This is a genomic window from Weissella viridescens, assembly GCF_003862435.1.
In the GTDB taxonomy this organism is placed as follows: domain Bacteria; phylum Bacillota; class Bacilli; order Lactobacillales; family Lactobacillaceae; genus Weissella; species Weissella viridescens_A.
This window is the reverse complement of the sequence record NZ_RHGY01000001.1, coordinates 221,843-239,147: the sequence shown is the minus strand read 5'-3', so window position 1 is coordinate 239,147 and position 17,305 is coordinate 221,843. Positions and strand designations below refer to the sequence as shown.

Here is a 17,305-nt window from a genome sequence, read left to right as displayed (position 1 = left end):
GATTGCCCTCCTTCTTTTGTAGTTTTAAATAAAGCGTGTGGCATATAAGCCGATGGCAAAAATCAAGAAAGCCACAAACGCGACCCCGTCAATTTTGGTGAATTGCAGAACGCGGAACTTGGTCCGGTGCTCCCCATCACGATAACCGCGGGCTTCCATGGCATCGCCCAACTCAATGGCGCGTTTAATCGCGTTCACAAAGAGTGGAATGAGCAGTGGAATATATGATTTGGCGCGTTTGATTAAGCCACCCTCGTTGAAAGCGACCCCACGGGCGCGCTGTGCGTTCATAATTGATTCCGCTTCATCCATCAAGGTTGGTACGAAACGGAGCGCAATTGACACCATAAGGGCTAATTCAGACACTGGTACGCCAATCTTACGCAATGGTTTCATCAAGGACTCCATCGCATCGGCAACTTCTAGTGGTGGTGTGGTTAGCGTCAAAATCGTCGTGAACATGATAATTAACATGAACCGCACGAACACAACCACACTATTGATGACCCCGTCGGTGGTAATCGTGAAGATCCACCAATGGAACAGCACCGTTCCAGTATTCATAAAGAATAACTGCAGTAGCGTTGTGATGAACATCAACATTGCCAGTGGTTTCAAGCCATCGAAGAAAACTTTAATGCCTAAACCAGTCATGTAAATACTCAAGCCGACGAACGCGGCCGCAAAGAGATAACCGTAAACGTTGTTCGCTAAGAAAATCACGAAAATGAAAACCATACTTAAGATGAACTTCGTTCGTGCATCCAAGCGATGCATCCAAGAATCACCGGGTAAGTAACGCCCTAAAATCAGTTTATTCATCAGTTGGCCCTCCAATCAGGTTGACCACTTGATCTGCCAATTGGTCCAAATCAAGGACGTGCTCGATTGGCATCCCCTTGGCTTGCAACATATCCGCAAATTGCGTGGCTGCTGGCACATCAAGCTGACGTTCGCGGAGCCAGTTGCTATCTGCGAAGACCGTTTCCGGTGTTCCAGACTTCACAACGGTTCCGCCATCAAAGACCAATACGTTATCGGCATATTCACCAACAAATTCCATTTGGTGCGTAATCAAAATTACCGTTAGATTGTGTTCCTTTTGTAAGGTGGCGAACAGTGTCATCAACTCCTGTTGTCCTTCCGGATCAAGTCCGGCCGTTGGTTCATCCAACACCAGAATCTCAGGCTCCATCGCAATCACACCCGCAATCGCAACTCGGCGCATTTGCCCACCTGACAAGTCGAATGGTGATTTCTCATAACTATTTTCAGGCATCCCCACCAGTTGCAATGCTTTCTTAGCAGCGACTTCTGCATCAGCCTTGCTCATGCCATAGTTCATCGGTCCGAACATGACGTCCGCGATGACACTTTGCTCAAACAATTGGGCTTCTGGGAATTGGAAAACCATCCCAATATGACGGCGAATCTGGTTCAAGGTCTTCTTGTCCGTTTCCGCGTCCATCGTCGTGTCGCCAATTTGAATTGATCCTGAGGTTGGTAATGCCAGTCCATCCAATTGTTGCACCATCGTCGACTTACCCGAACCGGTATGCCCAATCACAGCGGTAAAGCTGTGCTCAGGAATCGTAAAGTTCACATCATGTAGGGCTGGTGTCGCAAAGGGAGTGCCAGCTTGGTAGGTAAATGCTACATCTTTGAATGTAATTGCCATATCCAATCGACCATCCCTTCTGTTGTTTGATAGGTTTCAGGCACGTTCACACCACGCGCAATCAATTTTTCTTTCAGTTGTTCAGCGAATGGTACGGCCAGTCCCAGCTCCTTTAAGCGATCTGCATTTGAGAAAATCACTTCTGGTGTATCAACATCATTAATTTCACCATCGTTCAGAATCACGACTTGGTCCGCACTAGCAGCTTCGTCGATATCATGGGTAATCGACAGCACGGTTAAGGTATCACCCATTTCCTGTTTCAACTCACGAACGAGTTTAATCATTTCACGACGCCCCTTAGGATCTAGCATTGACGTTGCTTCATCTAAAATCAAAATCTTAGGTTCGATCGCCAAAACTGAGGCCATCGCCACACGTTGCTTTTGCCCACCCGATAGACGGGCCGGTTCACGATCAGAAAACTGATCCATCTGCACCCGCTTTAAAGCTTCCGGTACAATCTTCAGCATCTCTTCACGTGGGACTTGGCGATTTTCCAAACCAAACGCCACATCATCAGCGACCGTCGCCCCAACGAACTGGTTATCAGGGTTTTGGAACACCATCCCCACTAAATCACGAATGGTGTACATGTGTTCTTCGTCAACGGGAACGCCATCAACCGTAATGCTTCCAGCGCTAGGTACGAGCAGATAATTGATCAGCTTGGCAAACGTCGATTTACCTGAACCGTTATGCCCAATAATTGCGACCCAATCGCCGGCATTAATGGTTAAATTCAAATGATTTAAAGCTGGTGCGTCCGCATTAGGATATGTGAATGACACATCTTTAAATTCGATAATCGGTTGCATACTGGTGTTCCTCCATTTCAGAATAATGTGCTATTAGATTATAATACCAAATATTTATTCAAATGGCGTGATTTCCCTAATAAAAAGAGTGTTTATTTGGGCAATAGAATGCCCTATACTAGTAAATGACAAAAAAAGCACGGCGTTAGACCACACCATATCGGTTCAACGCATCAAAAGTGGCCGACCACCAAGGCCCATCCACCACAAACTGCTTTCATTAAACTAAAACCAAAGGAAAACGAGACTATGAGTGATATTGATTTAAGTCGTTCAAACGACTACCGAAACGTGACCGATTATTTTAAGGGGCAATCAGACGAGTACATCCGCGATACATTGAACTCACGCCGCGGTAAGATGGTGGCAATTATGCAAAATCTAAGCCATGACTTTAACAAGGCTTCTGCCGTCCGCAACAGTAATGCGTTTGGGATGCGTAAGCTCATTTTCTTGAACCCTGAAAACCGCACGCACATGGACGACCCTGAAGGTGCCAAGAAGTGGGATCGTCGCGGAGCGCTTGGTACGCAAAACTACGAGTCAATCGAGCACCACCGTGTGACCGACTATCAAGAAGTGTTCGACCAATTGCATGACGAAGGCTATACAATTTACGCCGTTGACAATACGCCAGGCTACAACCCCCAATCACTTTATAAGACGGAGTTCCCTGAAAAGTCAGCCTTCCTCTTTGGTGAAGAGCAACTCGGTTTGGCAGATGACTTGATCGAAGCTGCCGACGCCATGGTCTACATCCCCCAATACGGGAGCGTTCGTTCAGTCAACGTCAGCGTTGCCAACGGGATTATCGCTGCCTTTTATGCCAGCCAACATATGCCACAAGAATAAACAAAAACACGGCCAACTGCGCCGTGTTTTTTTGTGCACTTATCGTGGGGCGGATGAAAATTTTCATCTGGCCCGACAGCAAAAAAAAACCGCTTCGGGGACCCTACTTGGCCGACCGAAACGGTTATGAATGCTTATTTCTTTTCTTTGTATTCGTTGTAGATTGACTTTTGCTTACCGTGGAATGAAATGTTCAACTTACGTTCCAACCAAGGCATTACCCAGTAATCCAAACCAAGTACACGACCTGATCCGTTCATCACAGCCAATGAAGCTGGGGCGAACAAGAACAAAGTAATGTCTGAGCGTGTCATTACCATAAGGACAAATGTCATCACGATACCAACAAATCCGGCGATTGATGTGAACAAACCAAAGGTCATGAACCAACCAATCAATGCCAAGACGATACCAATCCAGCTACCAGCAAAGACTGACGCTGAACCGAAGGTAATCCAAGTGATACCCAAGATGATACGCAATGGAAGTGTGAACAAGACATTGGCGTGACGTGAAGCCCAACCGAAGAATGGTTCACGACCATCTGGTGCGTTAAAGAATTCATCACGTAGGTAGTGACCCAAGTAGTAGAAGCTGTGAATTTGCAAGTAGAAGTAAATGTTAATCACGTGCTTGAACATGTTGGCGAAGAATCCTGAAAGACCAATTCCAGACTTACCAATCTTAACGTTTCCGATTTGATCCAAAACACCAACGGCGTAACGTGAACCAATTGAAACGGCATAACCTTGGTAACGACCCTTGAATTGCTTACGTTGACCCTTTTGTGTCAAATCGTAGACAATGTTAGGCACAATCGTGTTAGAAGCAGATTCTGCTCCTTCAACTGTTTGTGGTGTCCATCCGGCACGCTTGTTGTTTGGATCAGCAAGCTTTGGATCTTGGTATGCAGCCGCATCACCAGAAACATAAATATCTTCGTAACCAACGGCACGAGAATATTCATCAGCCATGAAACGAGCACCAGGTCCAAGGTCAAGACCCCATTGTGCGCCTTGATCTTTAGCCTTAACACCGGCAGTCCAGATCAAAGTTTGTGTAGGGATTTCTGAACCGTCCTTTAGGACAGCCGCATTTTCCTTCACTTCAACAACTGAAGTTGACTTGTGGATGTGCACATTGTGCGCTTCGAAGTGCTTCTCAGCCTTATCGGCCAAGTTACGCTTAGTCAACATGTTCAAGATTGTTGGTGCAGCTTCGATGATATCAATCTTGATTTCATCTTCGTCAAGACCATTTGAAAGGGCTAAGCTGTGACGTTGGTCCATCAATTCACCAGCTAATTCAGCACCAGTAAATCCAGATCCAACCACAACAATGTGCAACATTGCTGCGCGCTTTTCAGGATCCAATTCAACGGCTCCACGGCGGATAACATCTTCAATGTGTTCGCGCAAACGAAGCGCTTCTTCATATGACCAAAGCGTGTAACCAAATTCTTCGACACCAGGAGTACCGAAAGTATTTGTCGTTCCACCAGTTGCCAAAACAAGCTTTTCATAAGGAACATCGCCAACTGAAGTCTTAACAATCTTTTGATCCTTATCGATGTCATTTACTTCAGCCGTAACCAACTTAACGTTCTTGTCTTTGTGGAACAAAGTTCCCAAATCCTTACGAACGTGTTCAGGATGGACACGTCCAGTAGCGACTTCGTGTAATTCAGTCATGTAAGTCATGAATGAATGCTTATCGATCAAAACAATTTGGTAATCAGTCCCTTTTAATTGCTTTGCCAACTTTCGCGTTGCAGTGATACCAGCAAAACCGGCTCCTACAACTACGACATTTTTAGTTGCCATATGAAAATCTCCTTAATATTAAGTGCATATTTTTATAATCAAGTACCATTTTAGACTAAATTTCACAATTTGTACAGGACGATTATGGATGCTTTAAGGTGAAGTATAACTATTTAGACCTTTGATTACCACTGGTTTTCTACAAAATTCCAACGATAAATAAATATATTCAACCGTGTATATTGTTCGATTTTAAAACAAAAAACGAATTGTTTTCACAATCCGTTTTTAGCAATTCTTTATTCAGTTGCTTCCTTCTTATCGCCCTTCATACCAGCATGAATATGGTCAATGTTCCATCTTACCATGTCATAATACGTATCTCCATCAGTACCCTTCTTGGCTAATGAATCTGTATAGATTTTTGAATAAATTGGTAATCCAGTTTCCTTAGAAACCTTTTCCATTGACTTAGGTGATACTGAACTTTCCACAAACAATGACTTAACATCTGACTTGTTAACCTTAGCTAACACTTGCTTCATTTGTTCAGGTGTTCCTTGTGATTCAGTATTGATTTCCCAGATGTACGCTGGTGTGATGCCATAAGCCTTTGAGAAGTACTTGAAGGCACCTTCTGAGGTTACCAACAAGCGTTGGTTCTCAGGTACATCCTTGAACTTAGTTTTGGCTTCAGTATCCAAGGCATCAAGTTCATCAATATATTGATCCGCACGTTGTTGAATGCGCTTTGCTGCATCGTCTGAAGACTTATCCTTCAAAACTTCAGTAATCTCTTCAACATACTTGATTCCGTTTTGTAGGTCTAACCAAGCGTGTGGATCTTCTTCGTTCTTGTTTGTTGTTAAGTGCAGTGGCTTAACGTGTTGAGAAGCAGCAAAGACTTGTTCGTTGTCCTTCTTGTTCGCTGTCTTCGTCAACTTTGTAAACCAACCACTTCCACCAGTTTCAAGATTCAACCCATTATGGAAAATAACATCCGCATCAGTCGTCGCTTGAATATCCTTAGTTGTGGGATCGTATTCGTGTGGATCTGTTCCACGGCTTACGATACTGTAAACTTCAACATCGTCACCACCAACTTGTTCAACCATATCTTCTAAGATTGAGTTTGTTGTCACAACTTTCAACTTATCGTTTGTCTTTGATGTTTGGGCCTCACGACCGTTCACAAACCAAAAGACACCCCCAACAACGACTGCCAACGCAGCAAACGTTACCAATAATTTCTTAAACATGTTTTCCCCCTAGTTTTTGAAAAAAGCCTTGCTTTGGTGCAATAAGAAACGAAACCATAAAGATTGCCGCAGCAACCAAGACGATGGCTGGACCTGATGCCCAGTCAAATGTGTATGAAAGATAAAGACCAATCGTTGACGCAATCACCCCAAAGATTGACGCCAAAACCAACATGATTGACAGACGGTTTGTCCAAAGAAAGGCTGTTGCTGCAGGTGTAATCAACATTGCCACAATCAAAATCAGACCAACTGTTTGTAGTGCTGATACCGTTACCAACGTCAAAACAATCATCAATGCGTATTGCATCACAGTAGTGTTCAATCCGTATGACTTAGCGAATGTTTCATCAAATGATGTCACCAACAGTTCCTTATAGGCAAAGACAACGAAAATCACAACAATTGCAAGAATAATCACTGTTGTCAACAAGTCTGAGTCTGAAACGGCCAAGACATTACCGAAAAGAATGTGGTGCAAGTTAGTTGATGATCCTGCCATTGAAATCAAAATGAATCCCAATGCAAAGAATGCTGAGAAGACAATTCCAATTGATGTATCGTTCTTCAACTTACTATGTTGTGAAACATAACCAATCAAAAGTGCAGCTAAGACCCCAAAGGCTGTTGCACCAAGCATTAGGTTAATTCCGAGCATGTAGGCCACTGCCACACCAGGTAACACTGAGTGAGAAATGGCATCACCCATCAATGACATGCCACGCAAAATAATGAAACTTCCAATGAGTCCTGACATAATTCCGACCATAATTGAGGCCATCAAAGCACTTTGCAAGAAGTTATATTGCCCTAAGGCTGAGACGAATTCTGTAATACTAGCAAACATATTAGGCTTCCCCCTTGTCTTCAAATAGGACATTTCCAAGATCAGCAGAGAAGGCATGCCCAATATTTTCACGTGTATACACGTCAGCAACGGGACCAGCAGCTACAATACCGTGGTTCATGATGACAAGGTCATCAAAGTATTCCGTCACCTTGTTCAAATCGTGGTGAATAACGATGATTGTCTTACCTTGATCACGCCATAGCTTTAGAATGCGCATGATATCAGCTTCAGACTTCATATCTATTCCAACGAATGGTTCATCTAAGATAACCACTTCTGCTTCTTGCACGACGGCACGCGCAACGAAGACACGTTGAAGTTGTCCACCAGACAATTCTCCAATTTGACGCTTCTTAAATTCAGAAAGCTTCAATTGTTCTAAGGCATCGCTTGCAGCGGCCTTTTCTTTCGCACCAGGGCTTTTGAATAATCCTAACCGACCATAGGTCCCTGTTAAAACCACGTCAAAAACGTTGATAGGAAAGCTCATATCTAAATTGGCACGTTGTTCAACGTAGGCCGTCTTTTGACGAACTTTGCTCACTTCTTGTCCATCTAGCTTAACGTCACCTGATTGTTTCTTGATTAACCCTAGAATTGACTTAATCAAGGTAGACTTACCAGCACCGTTTGGCCCGATAATTCCAGTAATTTTACCAGGTTCAAACTTAACTGATAAATCTTCAAAAACCGGCGTTGCTGTATAGCCGACGGTCAAATTTTTGACTTCTAACATTATATCCTCCAAAAATAGTTTTATCGGTGATAAAACTTTTTTATTTTGCTACTTGAATAATTTAACAAATTTAGTCGCAGAGAACAATCGTTTTTCACTGATTGAAAAATAAATGTAATGATGTTTCAATCATGTATCAAATCAGCGATTTTTAAACCGTTTTACGTACTGGTATTATGCAATTTTGGCATAAAAAAAACAGCACTCCGGAGAGTACTGTTTTTTAAAGTTAATGGTAACAGAATTACTTCAATTCTGCTGAACCACCAGCTTCTTCGATTTGTGACTTCAAGGCGTTGGCGTCATCTTCTGACAAACCTTCCTTAACGATTGATGGTGCACCATCAACCAAGTCCTTAGCTTCCTTCAAGCCCAAGCCAGTTGCTTCACGAACTGCCTTGATAACCTTGATCTTAGCTGAACCAGCTGAAGTCAATTCAACATCAAATTCAGTCTTAGCAGCAGCGGCGTCTCCACCAGCAGCACCAGCAGCGGCTACAGGGGCAGCAGCTGAAACACCAAATTCTTCTTCGATAGCTGAAACCAAGTCAGCCAAGTCCATAATCGTTGCTTCCTTCAATTGAGCAATGATTGAATCCTTATCAAAAGCCATGATAAAATCCTCCAATTATATTGTACCTTGCGGTATGTTTTAGTTTATGTTGTGTGTGAGTAAACTCACGGATTAACAGGCAAAACTTAACGAATTAAGCTTCTTCTGTTTCTTCCTTAGCGTCCTTAACAGCGTTAATAGCGTAAGCGACGTTACGGACAGGTGCTTGCAATGTTGACAACAACATTGATAGCAAACCATCGCGGTCTGGCAATGAAGCGTACTTGTTGATTTCTTCAACAGAAACAACATGTCCGTCAACCACACCACCCTTGATTTCCAATGCTTCGATTGAATCAGAATACTTCTTCAAAATACGAGCAGGGGCAATAGGGTCTTCGTTTGAGAATGCGACAGCTGAAGGTCCAGCAAACAAATCATTCAAGTCAGAAAGACCGGCAGCATCAGCTGCACGAGTCAAAACCTTGTTCTTGATAACTTGTAGTTGTACACCTTCTTGGCGCAAAGCTGAACGTAGATCAGTTGACTCAGCAACAGTCAATCCACGTACGTCAACAACAATGGCTGAAGCGGCTTGCTTGAACTTGTCAGCAGCTTCTTCAACTTGTTGTGCTTTTAAAGCAATAGTTGCTTCACTCATGGTATCATTCCTCCTATTTAGATTTGATCCTAACTAAAACCCTCGGCACGATTGTACCGAGGGTCAAAAGTCGCTTTCGCGTTTTTTGCACTTCCTCGGCTGGATATTAAGTCTTACGACACCTGCGTCTTAGGTAGAATCTATTTATTACTCAGATTACTATATCAGTTATCCGAGGAAGCGTCAACAAACATCCAACTTAAAATTTATTAGTAACTAATAAATTACAATGAAGTTGGGTCGATGTTGATAGCAGGTCCAAATGTTGAAGAAATTGATACGTGTTGTACGTATGTTCCCTTAACTGATGAAGGACGTGCCTTAAGGATTAGGTCTCCCAAAGCCTTAAGGTTTCCAGCTAACTTATCAGCATCGAATGAAACCTTACCGGCAGGAACTGCAACGTTTCCGTCACGGTCTGTACGGTATGTTACTTGACCTGACTTAGCGTCAGAAACGGCCTTAGCCACGTCAAATGTAACAGTTCCAGTCTTAGGGTTAGGCATCAAGCCCTTAGGTCCCAATGTACGTCCAACACGACCAACTTGCGCCATCATGTCAGGTGTAGCAATGGCAACGTCAAAGTCCAACCAACCGTCAGAAATGCGTTGTACCAAATCAGCAGCACCAACAACGTCGGCACCAGCTGCTTCAGCTTCTTTAGCCTTATCTCCTTGAGCAAAGACCACAACAGTTTGGTCCTTACCAGTACCGTTAGGCAAAACAACGGCACCACGTAATTGTTGATCAGCTTGACGCGTATCAACGTTTAAGTTAAATGCAATTTCAACAGTTGCATCAAACTTAGCAAAATCAATATCTTTTACCAAAGCGGCTGCTTCGTCGATAGAGTACAACTTGTCACTATCAACCTTTTCTGCAGCTGCGATATACTTTTTACCATACTTCTTAGCCATGGGTAGCTATTCCTCCTTGCAAATGCGGTCAAATGGTCGTCCAAGACCTCCCGCTTGATCATGCTTAGTTTCCTATGCGATCCGTACTAAAACGCTAGATTAGCCTTCAACAGTGAAGCCCATTGAACGTGCAGTACCTTCGATCATGCGAGCTGCTGCTTCCACATCAGCCGCGTTTAGATCTTGCATCTTAGTTTCCGCAATCTCACGAACTTGAGCAGCAGTAACTGTAGCGACCTTCTTCGTGTTAGGTTCTCCAGAACCCTTTTCAACACCAGCGGCCTTCTTTAGCAATACAGCTGCAGGTGGCGTCTTAGTGACGAACTCGAATGAACGATCCTCATATACAGTAATAACTACTGGAATTAGCATACCGTCTTGATCAGCAGTACGTGCGTTAAATTCCTTTGCGAATCCCATGATGTTAACACCGGCTTGACCCAATGCAGGTCCAACTGGTGGTGCAGGTGTAGCCTTACCGGCTGGAATCTGCAACTTAACAATACTTGAAACTTTCTTAGCCACGATTGTTTCCTCCTTCGTGTTTGTGGTATAAATGGCGAGTTTCGATTTCCGCCTCCCACATATACGTGTCACCACGCATACCTAATGTATTATAATAAACCCCTCGAACTTTTGCAAGCCCGAGGGGAAATGTTTTTTTAAACGACTGGCTTAACGTCAGCGAATGAAATTTCTGTTGGTGTCTCACGACCCAAGAAGTTAACCAATACAGTGACTTCTTGCTTATCGTTATCGATATCCGTGATTGTTCCTTCCATACCTTCAAATGATCCGCTCGTGATGTTTACCACATCTCCAACTTCAGCATCGATATGGTCAACTACATCACGTTGTGTATCTTCAACGCGGGCCAACATTTCGTCAACTTCTTCAGGCAACAATGACGTTGGCTTTGAACCACCACCGTGAGAACCTAAGAATCCAGTAACACCTGGGGTGTTACGAACGACATACCAAGCTTCGTCTGTCATCACCATTTCAACCAAAACGTAACCAGGGAAGTCGTTTTCCTTAACAACCTTAGTTTCACCGTTTTCGTTTACTGTTACTTCACGTTCTGGAACCACAACGCGGAAAATATAATCCGTCATCCCCATTGTTTCGATTCGAGATTCAAGGTTAGTCTTCACACTGTTTTCGTATCCTGAATACGTGTGGATCACATACCATTGGTTGTCAAAAGATTCGTCTGCCATGTTGCCTCCTAAATTTATGCTAAATAAAAACCCCCACGATTGGAGGTTAGTTTATTGTTTGCTCGTTATTGATTTTATTATAACTCAGTCCGGTTATTTCGACAAGAACGTAATCCCTTGTTCGAAAATCCAATCTGCACTTCCCAAGAACAATGCAAAGAAGAGGCTAGTCAAGATAACAACCGTTGTATCATGAATATTCTGGTTGAATGTTGGCCACGTCACTTTCTTCATTTCTGCAAAAACGCTTTTAATAAATTTCATGCCTACTCTCCTTTACATTGTTTTACATGGTTTCGCGATGAATGGTATGTTTCTCGCAATACTTGCAATACTTTTTGACTTCTAACCGAGTTGAGCGGTCTGGCTTTTTGGCAATTGTGTAGTTTCGTGAACCACATTCACTGCACGCCAATGCAACTTTCTTCTGGGCCATGTTAAATCCCGCCTTACTTTTTTATTTCATATCGTATAGTGTACCATGTTTTAGCAGAAACAACAGTCTAAATCGACACATTCATCGATAAAAGCAGTGTTGTTTCAAACAATCGAAATACTTTTGAATGACCCGCCACTGTTGGCAACACCATGAAACTGAACACTGTAGCTGCGCGGCGCACTCTTTTAACGGATACCCTTGCAAACGCATCTGCAGTAATTGACGTTGTGCTGGTTTCAACTCTGCTTGAATCCGCCCTTTTAAATCAATCCACTCAACTTGGGCACTGGCGGGCAAGCTTTGCTGAGTCACCTCCGGTAAATATGCCAAACACTCATCTGACAAGACGGTCTCAAACTTCACCTGAAATTCTTTACGCCAAATGGTTGTCACATGGTGATAAACTGCCCGTTGAAAGTAACTCGTCAACACACCCCAATGCTGTTTGGGAAGCTTTGCTAAACAGCGATACATGACTAATCGACATTCATGGTACCAATCATCTGGTTTAGGGCGAACCCGCTGTTGGGTATATTGACGCCAGATCCAACCATCAAATTCATGTATGACTTGCTCCAACGCTTGCTCATCCCCAGCAATGGCCGCGACTAACATTTCTTGTTTCTCTTGCTTTGTTAACATTGGCATCCCCCTTTGGAGGATTTATTATGTGAGGTTCCAAAAGTCAATGCAAGCCTATGTTCGTCAGTTGGTACATTATGTTTTTCGATATGCTTTTTCTCATGCCGCCGGGGCTAAAACGGCCTTATCAGTCAGTGGTTGATGTCTTTTTTCATACCAACCGTCAGAAATCCACACCAAAATTCAGGACCAATATGTCGCGGTGGCTGCCCCACTTGCAAAAAGAAAACGCCTGATGCATATCAGGCGTTTCGTTTATCTTATAAAGGATGGCGTGAGTTAAAGCCTTGATAAATCAAAAGACTCGCGGCAACTGACGCATTCAAACTTTGGACATGCCCAATCATTGGAATTGAAAGGGTCTCATCCACAGCCTTTTTCAGCAAGGGGGAAATGCCCTTCCCTTCGTTACCAATAATTAAAGCAGTTGGGCCTTGGGCATTCCAACGACGATAATCGGCCCCGTCCATATCCGTCCCAAAGACCCAAAGGCCTTGTTCCTTCAATTTCTCGACGGTTTGCACAAGGTTAGTGACGCGGGCCACCGGAACGTGCTCAATTGCCCCCGTTGACGTCTTGGCGACCGTAGCCGTCAATTGCACAGCGCGACGCTTAGGAATAATAATCCCGTGCACACCAGCTGCATCAGCAGTACGCAAGATTGATCCCAGATTGTGTGGATCTTCAATTGAATCCAGAATCAAAATGAATGGTGCTTCATCACGTTCAGTTGCCAAGGCAAACATATCATCAATACTTGCGTAAGCATAAGCCGCAATTGAAAGCACGACCCCTTGATGATTTTGGCCATTTGTTAATTCATCCAACTTAGCCTTAGGGGCATCTTGGATAATCAAGCCTCGCTTTTTCGCCAAAGTGGTTAGTTCGTTACGGGTCTTGTCTTGCAACCCAGATTGGAGCCACACCTTATTGATTTGCGTCTCACCATTTAAGGCTTCCGTTGCTGCATGAATCCCGAAAATAAATTCAGCATCATCCGTTGCATTAGTTTCAGGTGTCACCGCTTTAGGCGCTTGTGCGCGCTTGGCTTGCTTTGGACGATCCTGATTTTTAGGACGGTCTTGGCGTCCTTTTTGCTTATTATTTTTTGGTTGTACCATTTGCTTTTGTCTTCCCATCTTCGACTTGCTTGAATACCCAGGTTACGAGTTCCTCGAGGCGTTCAATTTGATGACTGGCATAAAGATAACCAACAAGGGCTTCAAAACCAGTTGAAATTCGGTAACTGACCACGTCAGTGTTTTTAGCTTTTGTATGTGAATTTGCATTACGTCCCCGCTTGAAATAGGTCATTTCTTCAGGAGTCAAATAATCTTCGGCTTCCATTAATGCAAATAAGGCCGCATGCGCCTTAGCTGAAACGTATTGCTTTGATTGACGTTGCAATTGTTGTGGCTTGGTTAATCCCATTGCCAAAAGGTGTTGGCGGACATAAATTTCATATACCGCGTCACCTAGATAGGCTAAATCAAGCCCATTCATTTGTTGATAATCTAGTTCATCTGAATTCATATTACATTCTTTCTATGGTCATTAGGCTTTATGCCAACGTGTGCCTTGTGGTGTGTCTTCCAAAATAATGCCTTGTTGCGTGAGCGTATCCCGGATTTCATCAGAACGGTTAAAGTCGCGATTAGCGCGGGCTGCATCACGTTCATCAATTAAGGCTTGAATCTCTGCATCGGCATCTGGTGCTGCGCTAAAGCCATCAACCCCAAAGACACCCATCAAGGTTTCAATTTGGTGCATAATTTCTGTCACTGTGTCTACGTGTACAGTTGTGCGTTCAGCATACTTATTGGCAAGTTCCACTAATTCGTAGACGACCGCCAAAGCATTTTGCACATTGAAATCATCATCCATTGCTGCATCGTACTTAGCGACCAACTCAGCAATTTCAGCCATAACATCCGCATCGGTTCCAGCAACAGCATCGCCTTCACGGAAAGCCACGTTACGGTATCCTGTCCGAATCCGTTCCAAATTGCGTTCAGCTTGTTGCATATTCCGCTCAGAAAACGCAATCGGACGACGGTATTGGGTTGTTGCCATGAAGAAACGCAATACCATCGGATCATCGATTTGTTGCAACAAATCATGCACTGTTGTGAAGTTCCCCAAAGACTTTGACATCTTTTCTTCGGCATCCCCAACAGTAACAAATCCGTTATGCAACCACTTGTTCACAAACGTTTCACCCGTCTTAGCTTCAGACTGGGCAATTTCATTCGTGTGATGTGGAAAGGCTAAATCAATCCCACCACCGTGAATATCAAAATGATTTCCAAGGTACTTCGTTGACATGACCGAGCATTCAATGTGCCAGCCAGGACGGCCTTGGCCCCATGGTGACTCCCACGCAATTTCATCATCACGCTTAGCCGCTTTCCAAACAGCGAAGTCCATTGGATCTTCTTTACGTGCCATTTCGGCATCATCAAGACGCCCCGCCGCATTGTGTTCCATGTCATCAATATTTTGATGCGCTAATTCACCGTAGTGATCAAACTTACGGGCACGATAATAAACGTCCCCTTCTGACTCATAGGCATAGCCATTATCGATTAAGTCTTGGACGAATTCAATAATCTCTGGAATGTTATCCGTTGCGCGTGGTTGGGTGGTTGCAGGCTTGATATTTAAAGGCTTTGTATCTTCAAAATAAGCTGCAATAAATTTATCAGCAAGTTCTGGCACTGTCGTTCCTTGTTCACGAGCTGTGGTAATCATTTTGTCATCAATGTCCGTGAAGTTAGAAACATAGTTAACCTTGTAGCCTTTGTATTCAAAATAACGACGAATCGTATCAAAAGCAATCGCTGAACGTGCATTACCAATATGAATGTAGTTATATACAGTAGGGCCACAGACATACATATTAATCTCATTTTCATGCATGGGGATAAACTCTTCTTTGGTGAGGCTCAATGTATTAAATACTTTCATGATAAGCTCCGTTCCTTTTCTTATAGAATATTTCTAGTTTAACACAAAAAACGACCAAAAAGCTTTGGTCGTTTTATCTGAAGTTATTAATATTCACTGCGCTTGCGAATTGATAGAATCGCGACAGCAATTAGCGCCACTACCCAACCGCAGGTCGCAACTAAGACACCAATCAGCGTTGATTTTGCAGGAACATACTGCAAACTTAGGACGTTTTCCCCTTGCTTTTGGTCAACTTGTAAGCTACCAACATCTGAGATTTTCCGTTGGCTTGACTTAATCACATGGTTATTGAGCTTAACCTTAGTGCGATAGTACGCCACAGCAGGCACGTTTTGGATCCCTGATTTCTCAGCTTGCCAACGTAATTCTAATACCCCATTTGGTTTTACAACATGGTGATAGTCAGTACGTTGCTCAGCAATTTCTTTCCGATATGCTTGGTAAAAGTTAACCTTACTATAGTCGGCTACCTTCACTGGCAAATAGTCCGGTGTTACACGATCAATGACTGTAATCAGTTTACTTAAATCATGTGAGTGCAAAGCTGGCTGTAAGCCTGTAATTGCATTTAGTTTTTTACCATTATCATCTCGGACAACCAAGACGTTATCCGTTGTTTCAAGTCCCTTAGCAATTGAAACCTCAGGATTGCGATAATCCAGCACGCGTTTGTTAAACGTTACGAGCAAGCTCATCACAGCCATAATACTCATCACAATCGTCACAAATGACACAACTTGCTTCAATACTTCACTACGATTAGCACGGTAAATATTGGTATAGATTGCTGCCGTTCCAATCATCAAAAGCGGCACGCCAATAATTGAAAGACGTGATGGCATTTGTAGGAAATTACGTAATGCTGGGAACTGTTCATTGATGGTTTGCCATGGCACCAAAGATGATCCTAATACGATATAGATGATGGCCATAATGGTAATGATTTTTTCAATCGGTTGAATCTTATGCCAAAACATAATCATACCGGCTACGGCAAGATACAAAATAAAACTAATCAATGTGCGATCAAGTCGATCAGAATTTGGGATGATTAAGTCCATCGTCCCATTCTGTAAGTTCATTGAAACTGGTGGCACAAGGGTATTTTGCTTAACCAATTCTAAGTATGGCAAAATGACATTCAAGCTTAGTACCAAAGCAATTAAAGCCGCCATGATACAACGCACTAGCGCCTGGATCTTACGGCTTGTCTTCAACCATCCCACGATAAATGGTACCACTAAGAATGGTAGTGCTAACATCATCGTGAGCAATTGGGCTTGGAAAATTGCTGCCACAATCACGCTTAAACTCAACATTGCGCGTATTGACCAATCTCGGTTATAGAAATTTACCATTGGTATCACTAGTAGCGGTACCAATGCGAGTGCAAAAGCACGCCAAGTGCCACCAAAAATGTATCCATAAATAGAAATCGATGTCATGAAAACGACAGCCGTCGCAATCGACATTTTAAAAGGGACGCGCAATTTACGTGCTGCAAAATAAGTCGTTGTCCCGGCAGCAAAGAACAAAATGCCGTTTACCAGAACTTCAAATTTAAACCATGTTCCGGTCACTAGGAGAAGCGCCCCAAATACATAGCCTAATAACGGGCTATATACTTCATTAACAATCCGTCCAGACTGCTGAAATGAGTAGAGATTCATGAAGCTGAAGTTTCCATGCTTGATTTGCATCGCCGCTTCATAAATTCGGTTATTTTGGAAGTAACTGTCCACGCCCATAATTGCAGTGTGATTTAGTATCATTGGTAACAATAACACCGCTGAAATTAGCAAAATCACGATGACTGCTTTAATATTTTTGTGTAGCTGAATTTTATGCATTATTTTTTAACCTTTGAGTATAGTTTTATCCGTCAATTCATATTCGCACGAAAAAACAGGTAATTCAACAACCGTCACTATGATTATTAAAAGTCTT

20 protein-coding genes and 1 other annotated feature are annotated in these 17,305 nt (G+C 43.2%); of the genes, 1 reads left to right on the top strand and 19 read right to left on the bottom strand.

All coding sequences use genetic code 11. The features are described 5' to 3' along the window. Positions 1-24 precede the first annotated feature (24 nt). From D3P96_RS01270 to D3P96_RS01260, 3 genes are read right to left on the bottom strand one after another with little or no spacing between them, the layout of a single operon-like run. Positions 25-822 (bottom strand): energy-coupling factor transporter transmembrane component T family protein, encoded by a 798-nt coding sequence (locus tag D3P96_RS01270; protein ID WP_348542174.1) that lies wholly within the window; start codon positions 820-822, stop codon positions 25-27. Next, positions 815-1,678, bottom strand: coding sequence for an energy-coupling factor transporter ATPase (locus tag D3P96_RS01265; protein WP_124942593.1), 864 nt, complete (start codon positions 1,676-1,678; stop codon positions 815-817). Before D3P96_RS01265 ends, D3P96_RS01270 begins: the two co-directional genes overlap by 8 nt. After that, a complete protein-coding gene (locus D3P96_RS01260) occupies positions 1,654-2,496 on the bottom strand; it encodes an energy-coupling factor ABC transporter ATP-binding protein (protein WP_124942592.1) in 843 nt (280 codons plus the stop codon). The genes D3P96_RS01265 and D3P96_RS01260 overlap by 25 nt, the downstream gene beginning before the upstream one ends. Before the next feature lie 249 nt (positions 2,497-2,745). On the opposite strand from D3P96_RS01260, the gene D3P96_RS01255 reads away from it, so the two are divergent. Further along, positions 2,746-3,348, top strand: a complete 603-nt coding sequence (locus tag D3P96_RS01255; protein WP_057745294.1) for a TrmH family RNA methyltransferase — start codon at positions 2,746-2,748, stop codon at positions 3,346-3,348. Between the two features lie 134 nt (positions 3,349-3,482). Here the strand turns inward: D3P96_RS01255 and D3P96_RS01250 are convergent, their stop codons facing one another. From D3P96_RS01250 to D3P96_RS01175, 16 genes are all read right to left on the bottom strand, one after another. Continuing rightward, on the bottom strand, positions 3,483-5,171 hold the full coding sequence (locus D3P96_RS01250) for an NAD(P)/FAD-dependent oxidoreductase (protein ID WP_124942591.1): 1,689 nt from the start codon (positions 5,169-5,171) through the stop codon (positions 3,483-3,485). 239 nt (positions 5,172-5,410) lie between these two features. Next, positions 5,411-6,370 (bottom strand): metal ABC transporter solute-binding protein, Zn/Mn family, encoded by a 960-nt coding sequence (locus D3P96_RS01245; protein ID WP_124942590.1) that lies wholly within the window; start codon positions 6,368-6,370, stop codon positions 5,411-5,413. Further along, the gene (locus D3P96_RS01240; protein ID WP_124942589.1) at positions 6,363-7,217 is read right to left on the bottom strand and encodes a metal ABC transporter permease; all 855 of its coding nucleotides are present in this window, start codon (positions 7,215-7,217) and stop codon (positions 6,363-6,365) included. Before D3P96_RS01240 ends, D3P96_RS01245 begins: the two co-directional genes overlap by 8 nt. A 1-nt stretch (position 7,218) precedes the next feature. Continuing rightward, the gene (locus D3P96_RS01235; RefSeq protein ID WP_124942588.1) at positions 7,219-7,956 is read right to left on the bottom strand and encodes a metal ABC transporter ATP-binding protein; all 738 of its coding nucleotides are present in this window, start codon (positions 7,954-7,956) and stop codon (positions 7,219-7,221) included. Positions 7,957-8,200: 244 nt separating this feature from the next. Continuing rightward, the gene (gene rplL / locus D3P96_RS01230; RefSeq protein WP_124942587.1) at positions 8,201-8,569 is read right to left on the bottom strand and encodes a 50S ribosomal protein L7/L12; all 369 of its coding nucleotides are present in this window, start codon (positions 8,567-8,569) and stop codon (positions 8,201-8,203) included. Positions 8,570-8,663: 94 nt separating this feature from the next. Further along, positions 8,664-9,170, bottom strand: a complete 507-nt coding sequence (rplJ, locus tag D3P96_RS01225) for a 50S ribosomal protein L10 (RefSeq protein ID WP_124942586.1) — start codon at positions 9,168-9,170, stop codon at positions 8,664-8,666. Between the two features lie 24 nt (positions 9,171-9,194). Then, positions 9,195-9,322: a sequence feature (ribosomal protein L10 leader region), on the bottom strand. A 72-nt stretch (positions 9,323-9,394) separates the two neighbouring features. Next, positions 9,395-10,087 carry a 50S ribosomal protein L1 gene (gene rplA / locus D3P96_RS01220; protein ID WP_057745273.1) on the bottom strand — a complete coding sequence of 231 codons (693 nt, stop codon included), beginning with the start codon at positions 10,085-10,087 and terminating at the stop codon, positions 9,395-9,397. Between the two features lie 99 nt (positions 10,088-10,186). After that, positions 10,187-10,612 (bottom strand): 50S ribosomal protein L11, encoded by a 426-nt coding sequence (gene rplK, locus D3P96_RS01215; protein ID WP_057745270.1) that lies wholly within the window; start codon positions 10,610-10,612, stop codon positions 10,187-10,189. Between the two features lie 137 nt (positions 10,613-10,749). Further along, the gene (nusG, locus tag D3P96_RS01210) at positions 10,750-11,307 is read right to left on the bottom strand and encodes a transcription termination/antitermination protein NusG (RefSeq protein WP_072152316.1); all 558 of its coding nucleotides are present in this window, start codon (positions 11,305-11,307) and stop codon (positions 10,750-10,752) included. Between the two features lie 93 nt (positions 11,308-11,400). Beyond that, positions 11,401-11,571, bottom strand: coding sequence for a preprotein translocase subunit SecE (gene secE / locus D3P96_RS01205; RefSeq protein ID WP_124942585.1), 171 nt, complete (start codon positions 11,569-11,571; stop codon positions 11,401-11,403). Positions 11,572-11,593: 22 nt separating this feature from the next. Beyond that, positions 11,594-11,743 (bottom strand): 50S ribosomal protein L33, encoded by a 150-nt coding sequence (rpmG, locus tag D3P96_RS01200; protein WP_124942584.1) that lies wholly within the window; start codon positions 11,741-11,743, stop codon positions 11,594-11,596. Between the two features lie 81 nt (positions 11,744-11,824). After that, positions 11,825-12,388, bottom strand: coding sequence for a hypothetical protein (locus D3P96_RS01195; RefSeq protein ID WP_124942583.1), 564 nt, complete (start codon positions 12,386-12,388; stop codon positions 11,825-11,827). Between the two features lie 260 nt (positions 12,389-12,648). Next, entirely contained in the window at positions 12,649-13,509 is an 861-nt protein-coding gene (rlmB, locus tag D3P96_RS01190; protein WP_124942582.1) for a 23S rRNA (guanosine(2251)-2'-O)-methyltransferase RlmB, read from the bottom strand. Next, a complete protein-coding gene (locus D3P96_RS01185; RefSeq protein ID WP_057745257.1) occupies positions 13,490-13,921 on the bottom strand; it encodes a Mini-ribonuclease 3 in 432 nt (143 codons plus the stop codon). Before D3P96_RS01185 ends, rlmB begins: the two co-directional genes overlap by 20 nt. Before the next feature lie 21 nt (positions 13,922-13,942). Continuing rightward, positions 13,943-15,358, bottom strand: a complete 1,416-nt coding sequence (gene cysS, locus D3P96_RS01180) for a cysteine--tRNA ligase (RefSeq protein WP_124942581.1) — start codon at positions 15,356-15,358, stop codon at positions 13,943-13,945. 83 nt (positions 15,359-15,441) lie between these two features. Continuing rightward, a complete protein-coding gene (locus D3P96_RS01175; RefSeq protein ID WP_124942580.1) occupies positions 15,442-17,208 on the bottom strand; it encodes a hypothetical protein in 1,767 nt (588 codons plus the stop codon). Positions 17,209-17,305 lie beyond the last annotated feature (97 nt).

Bases quoted from the DNA above. Each gene is read 5' to 3' on its own strand.
- D3P96_RS01270 (WP_348542174.1), bottom strand. From the start codon at position 822: ATGAATAAACTGATTTTAGGGCGTTACTTACCCGGTGATTCTTGGATG.
- D3P96_RS01265 (WP_124942593.1), bottom strand. From the start codon at position 1,678: ATGGCAATTACATTCAAAGATGTAGCATTTACCTACCAAGCTGGCACT.
- D3P96_RS01260 (WP_124942592.1), bottom strand. From the start codon at position 2,496: ATGCAACCGATTATCGAATTTAAAGATGTGTCATTCACATATCCTAAT.
- D3P96_RS01255 (WP_057745294.1), top strand. From the start codon at position 2,746: ATGAGTGATATTGATTTAAGTCGTTCAAACGACTACCGAAACGTGACC.
- D3P96_RS01250 (WP_124942591.1), bottom strand. From the start codon at position 5,171: ATGGCAACTAAAAATGTCGTAGTTGTAGGAGCCGGTTTTGCTGGTATC.
- D3P96_RS01245 (WP_124942590.1), bottom strand. From the start codon at position 6,370: ATGTTTAAGAAATTATTGGTAACGTTTGCTGCGTTGGCAGTCGTTGTT.
- D3P96_RS01240 (WP_124942589.1), bottom strand. From the start codon at position 7,217: ATGTTTGCTAGTATTACAGAATTCGTCTCAGCCTTAGGGCAATATAAC.
- D3P96_RS01235 (WP_124942588.1), bottom strand. From the start codon at position 7,956: ATGTTAGAAGTCAAAAATTTGACCGTCGGCTATACAGCAACGCCGGTT.
- rplL (WP_124942587.1), bottom strand. From the start codon at position 8,569: ATGGCTTTTGATAAGGATTCAATCATTGCTCAATTGAAGGAAGCAACG.
- rplJ (WP_124942586.1), bottom strand. From the start codon at position 9,170: ATGAGTGAAGCAACTATTGCTTTAAAAGCACAACAAGTTGAAGAAGCT.
- rplA (WP_057745273.1), bottom strand. From the start codon at position 10,087: ATGGCTAAGAAGTATGGTAAAAAGTATATCGCAGCTGCAGAAAAGGTT.
- nusG (WP_072152316.1), bottom strand. From the start codon at position 11,307: ATGGCAGACGAATCTTTTGACAACCAATGGTATGTGATCCACACGTAT.
- secE (WP_124942585.1), bottom strand. From the start codon at position 11,571: ATGAAATTTATTAAAAGCGTTTTTGCAGAAATGAAGAAAGTGACGTGG.
- rpmG (WP_124942584.1), bottom strand. From the start codon at position 11,743: ATGGCCCAGAAGAAAGTTGCATTGGCGTGCAGTGAATGTGGTTCACGA.
- D3P96_RS01195 (WP_124942583.1), bottom strand. From the start codon at position 12,388: ATGTTAACAAAGCAAGAGAAACAAGAAATGTTAGTCGCGGCCATTGCT.
- rlmB (WP_124942582.1), bottom strand. From the start codon at position 13,509: ATGGTACAACCAAAAAATAATAAGCAAAAAGGACGCCAAGACCGTCCT.
- D3P96_RS01185 (WP_057745257.1), bottom strand. From the start codon at position 13,921: ATGAATTCAGATGAACTAGATTATCAACAAATGAATGGGCTTGATTTA.
- D3P96_RS01175 (WP_124942580.1), bottom strand. From the start codon at position 17,208: ATGCATAAAATTCAGCTACACAAAAATATTAAAGCAGTCATCGTGATT.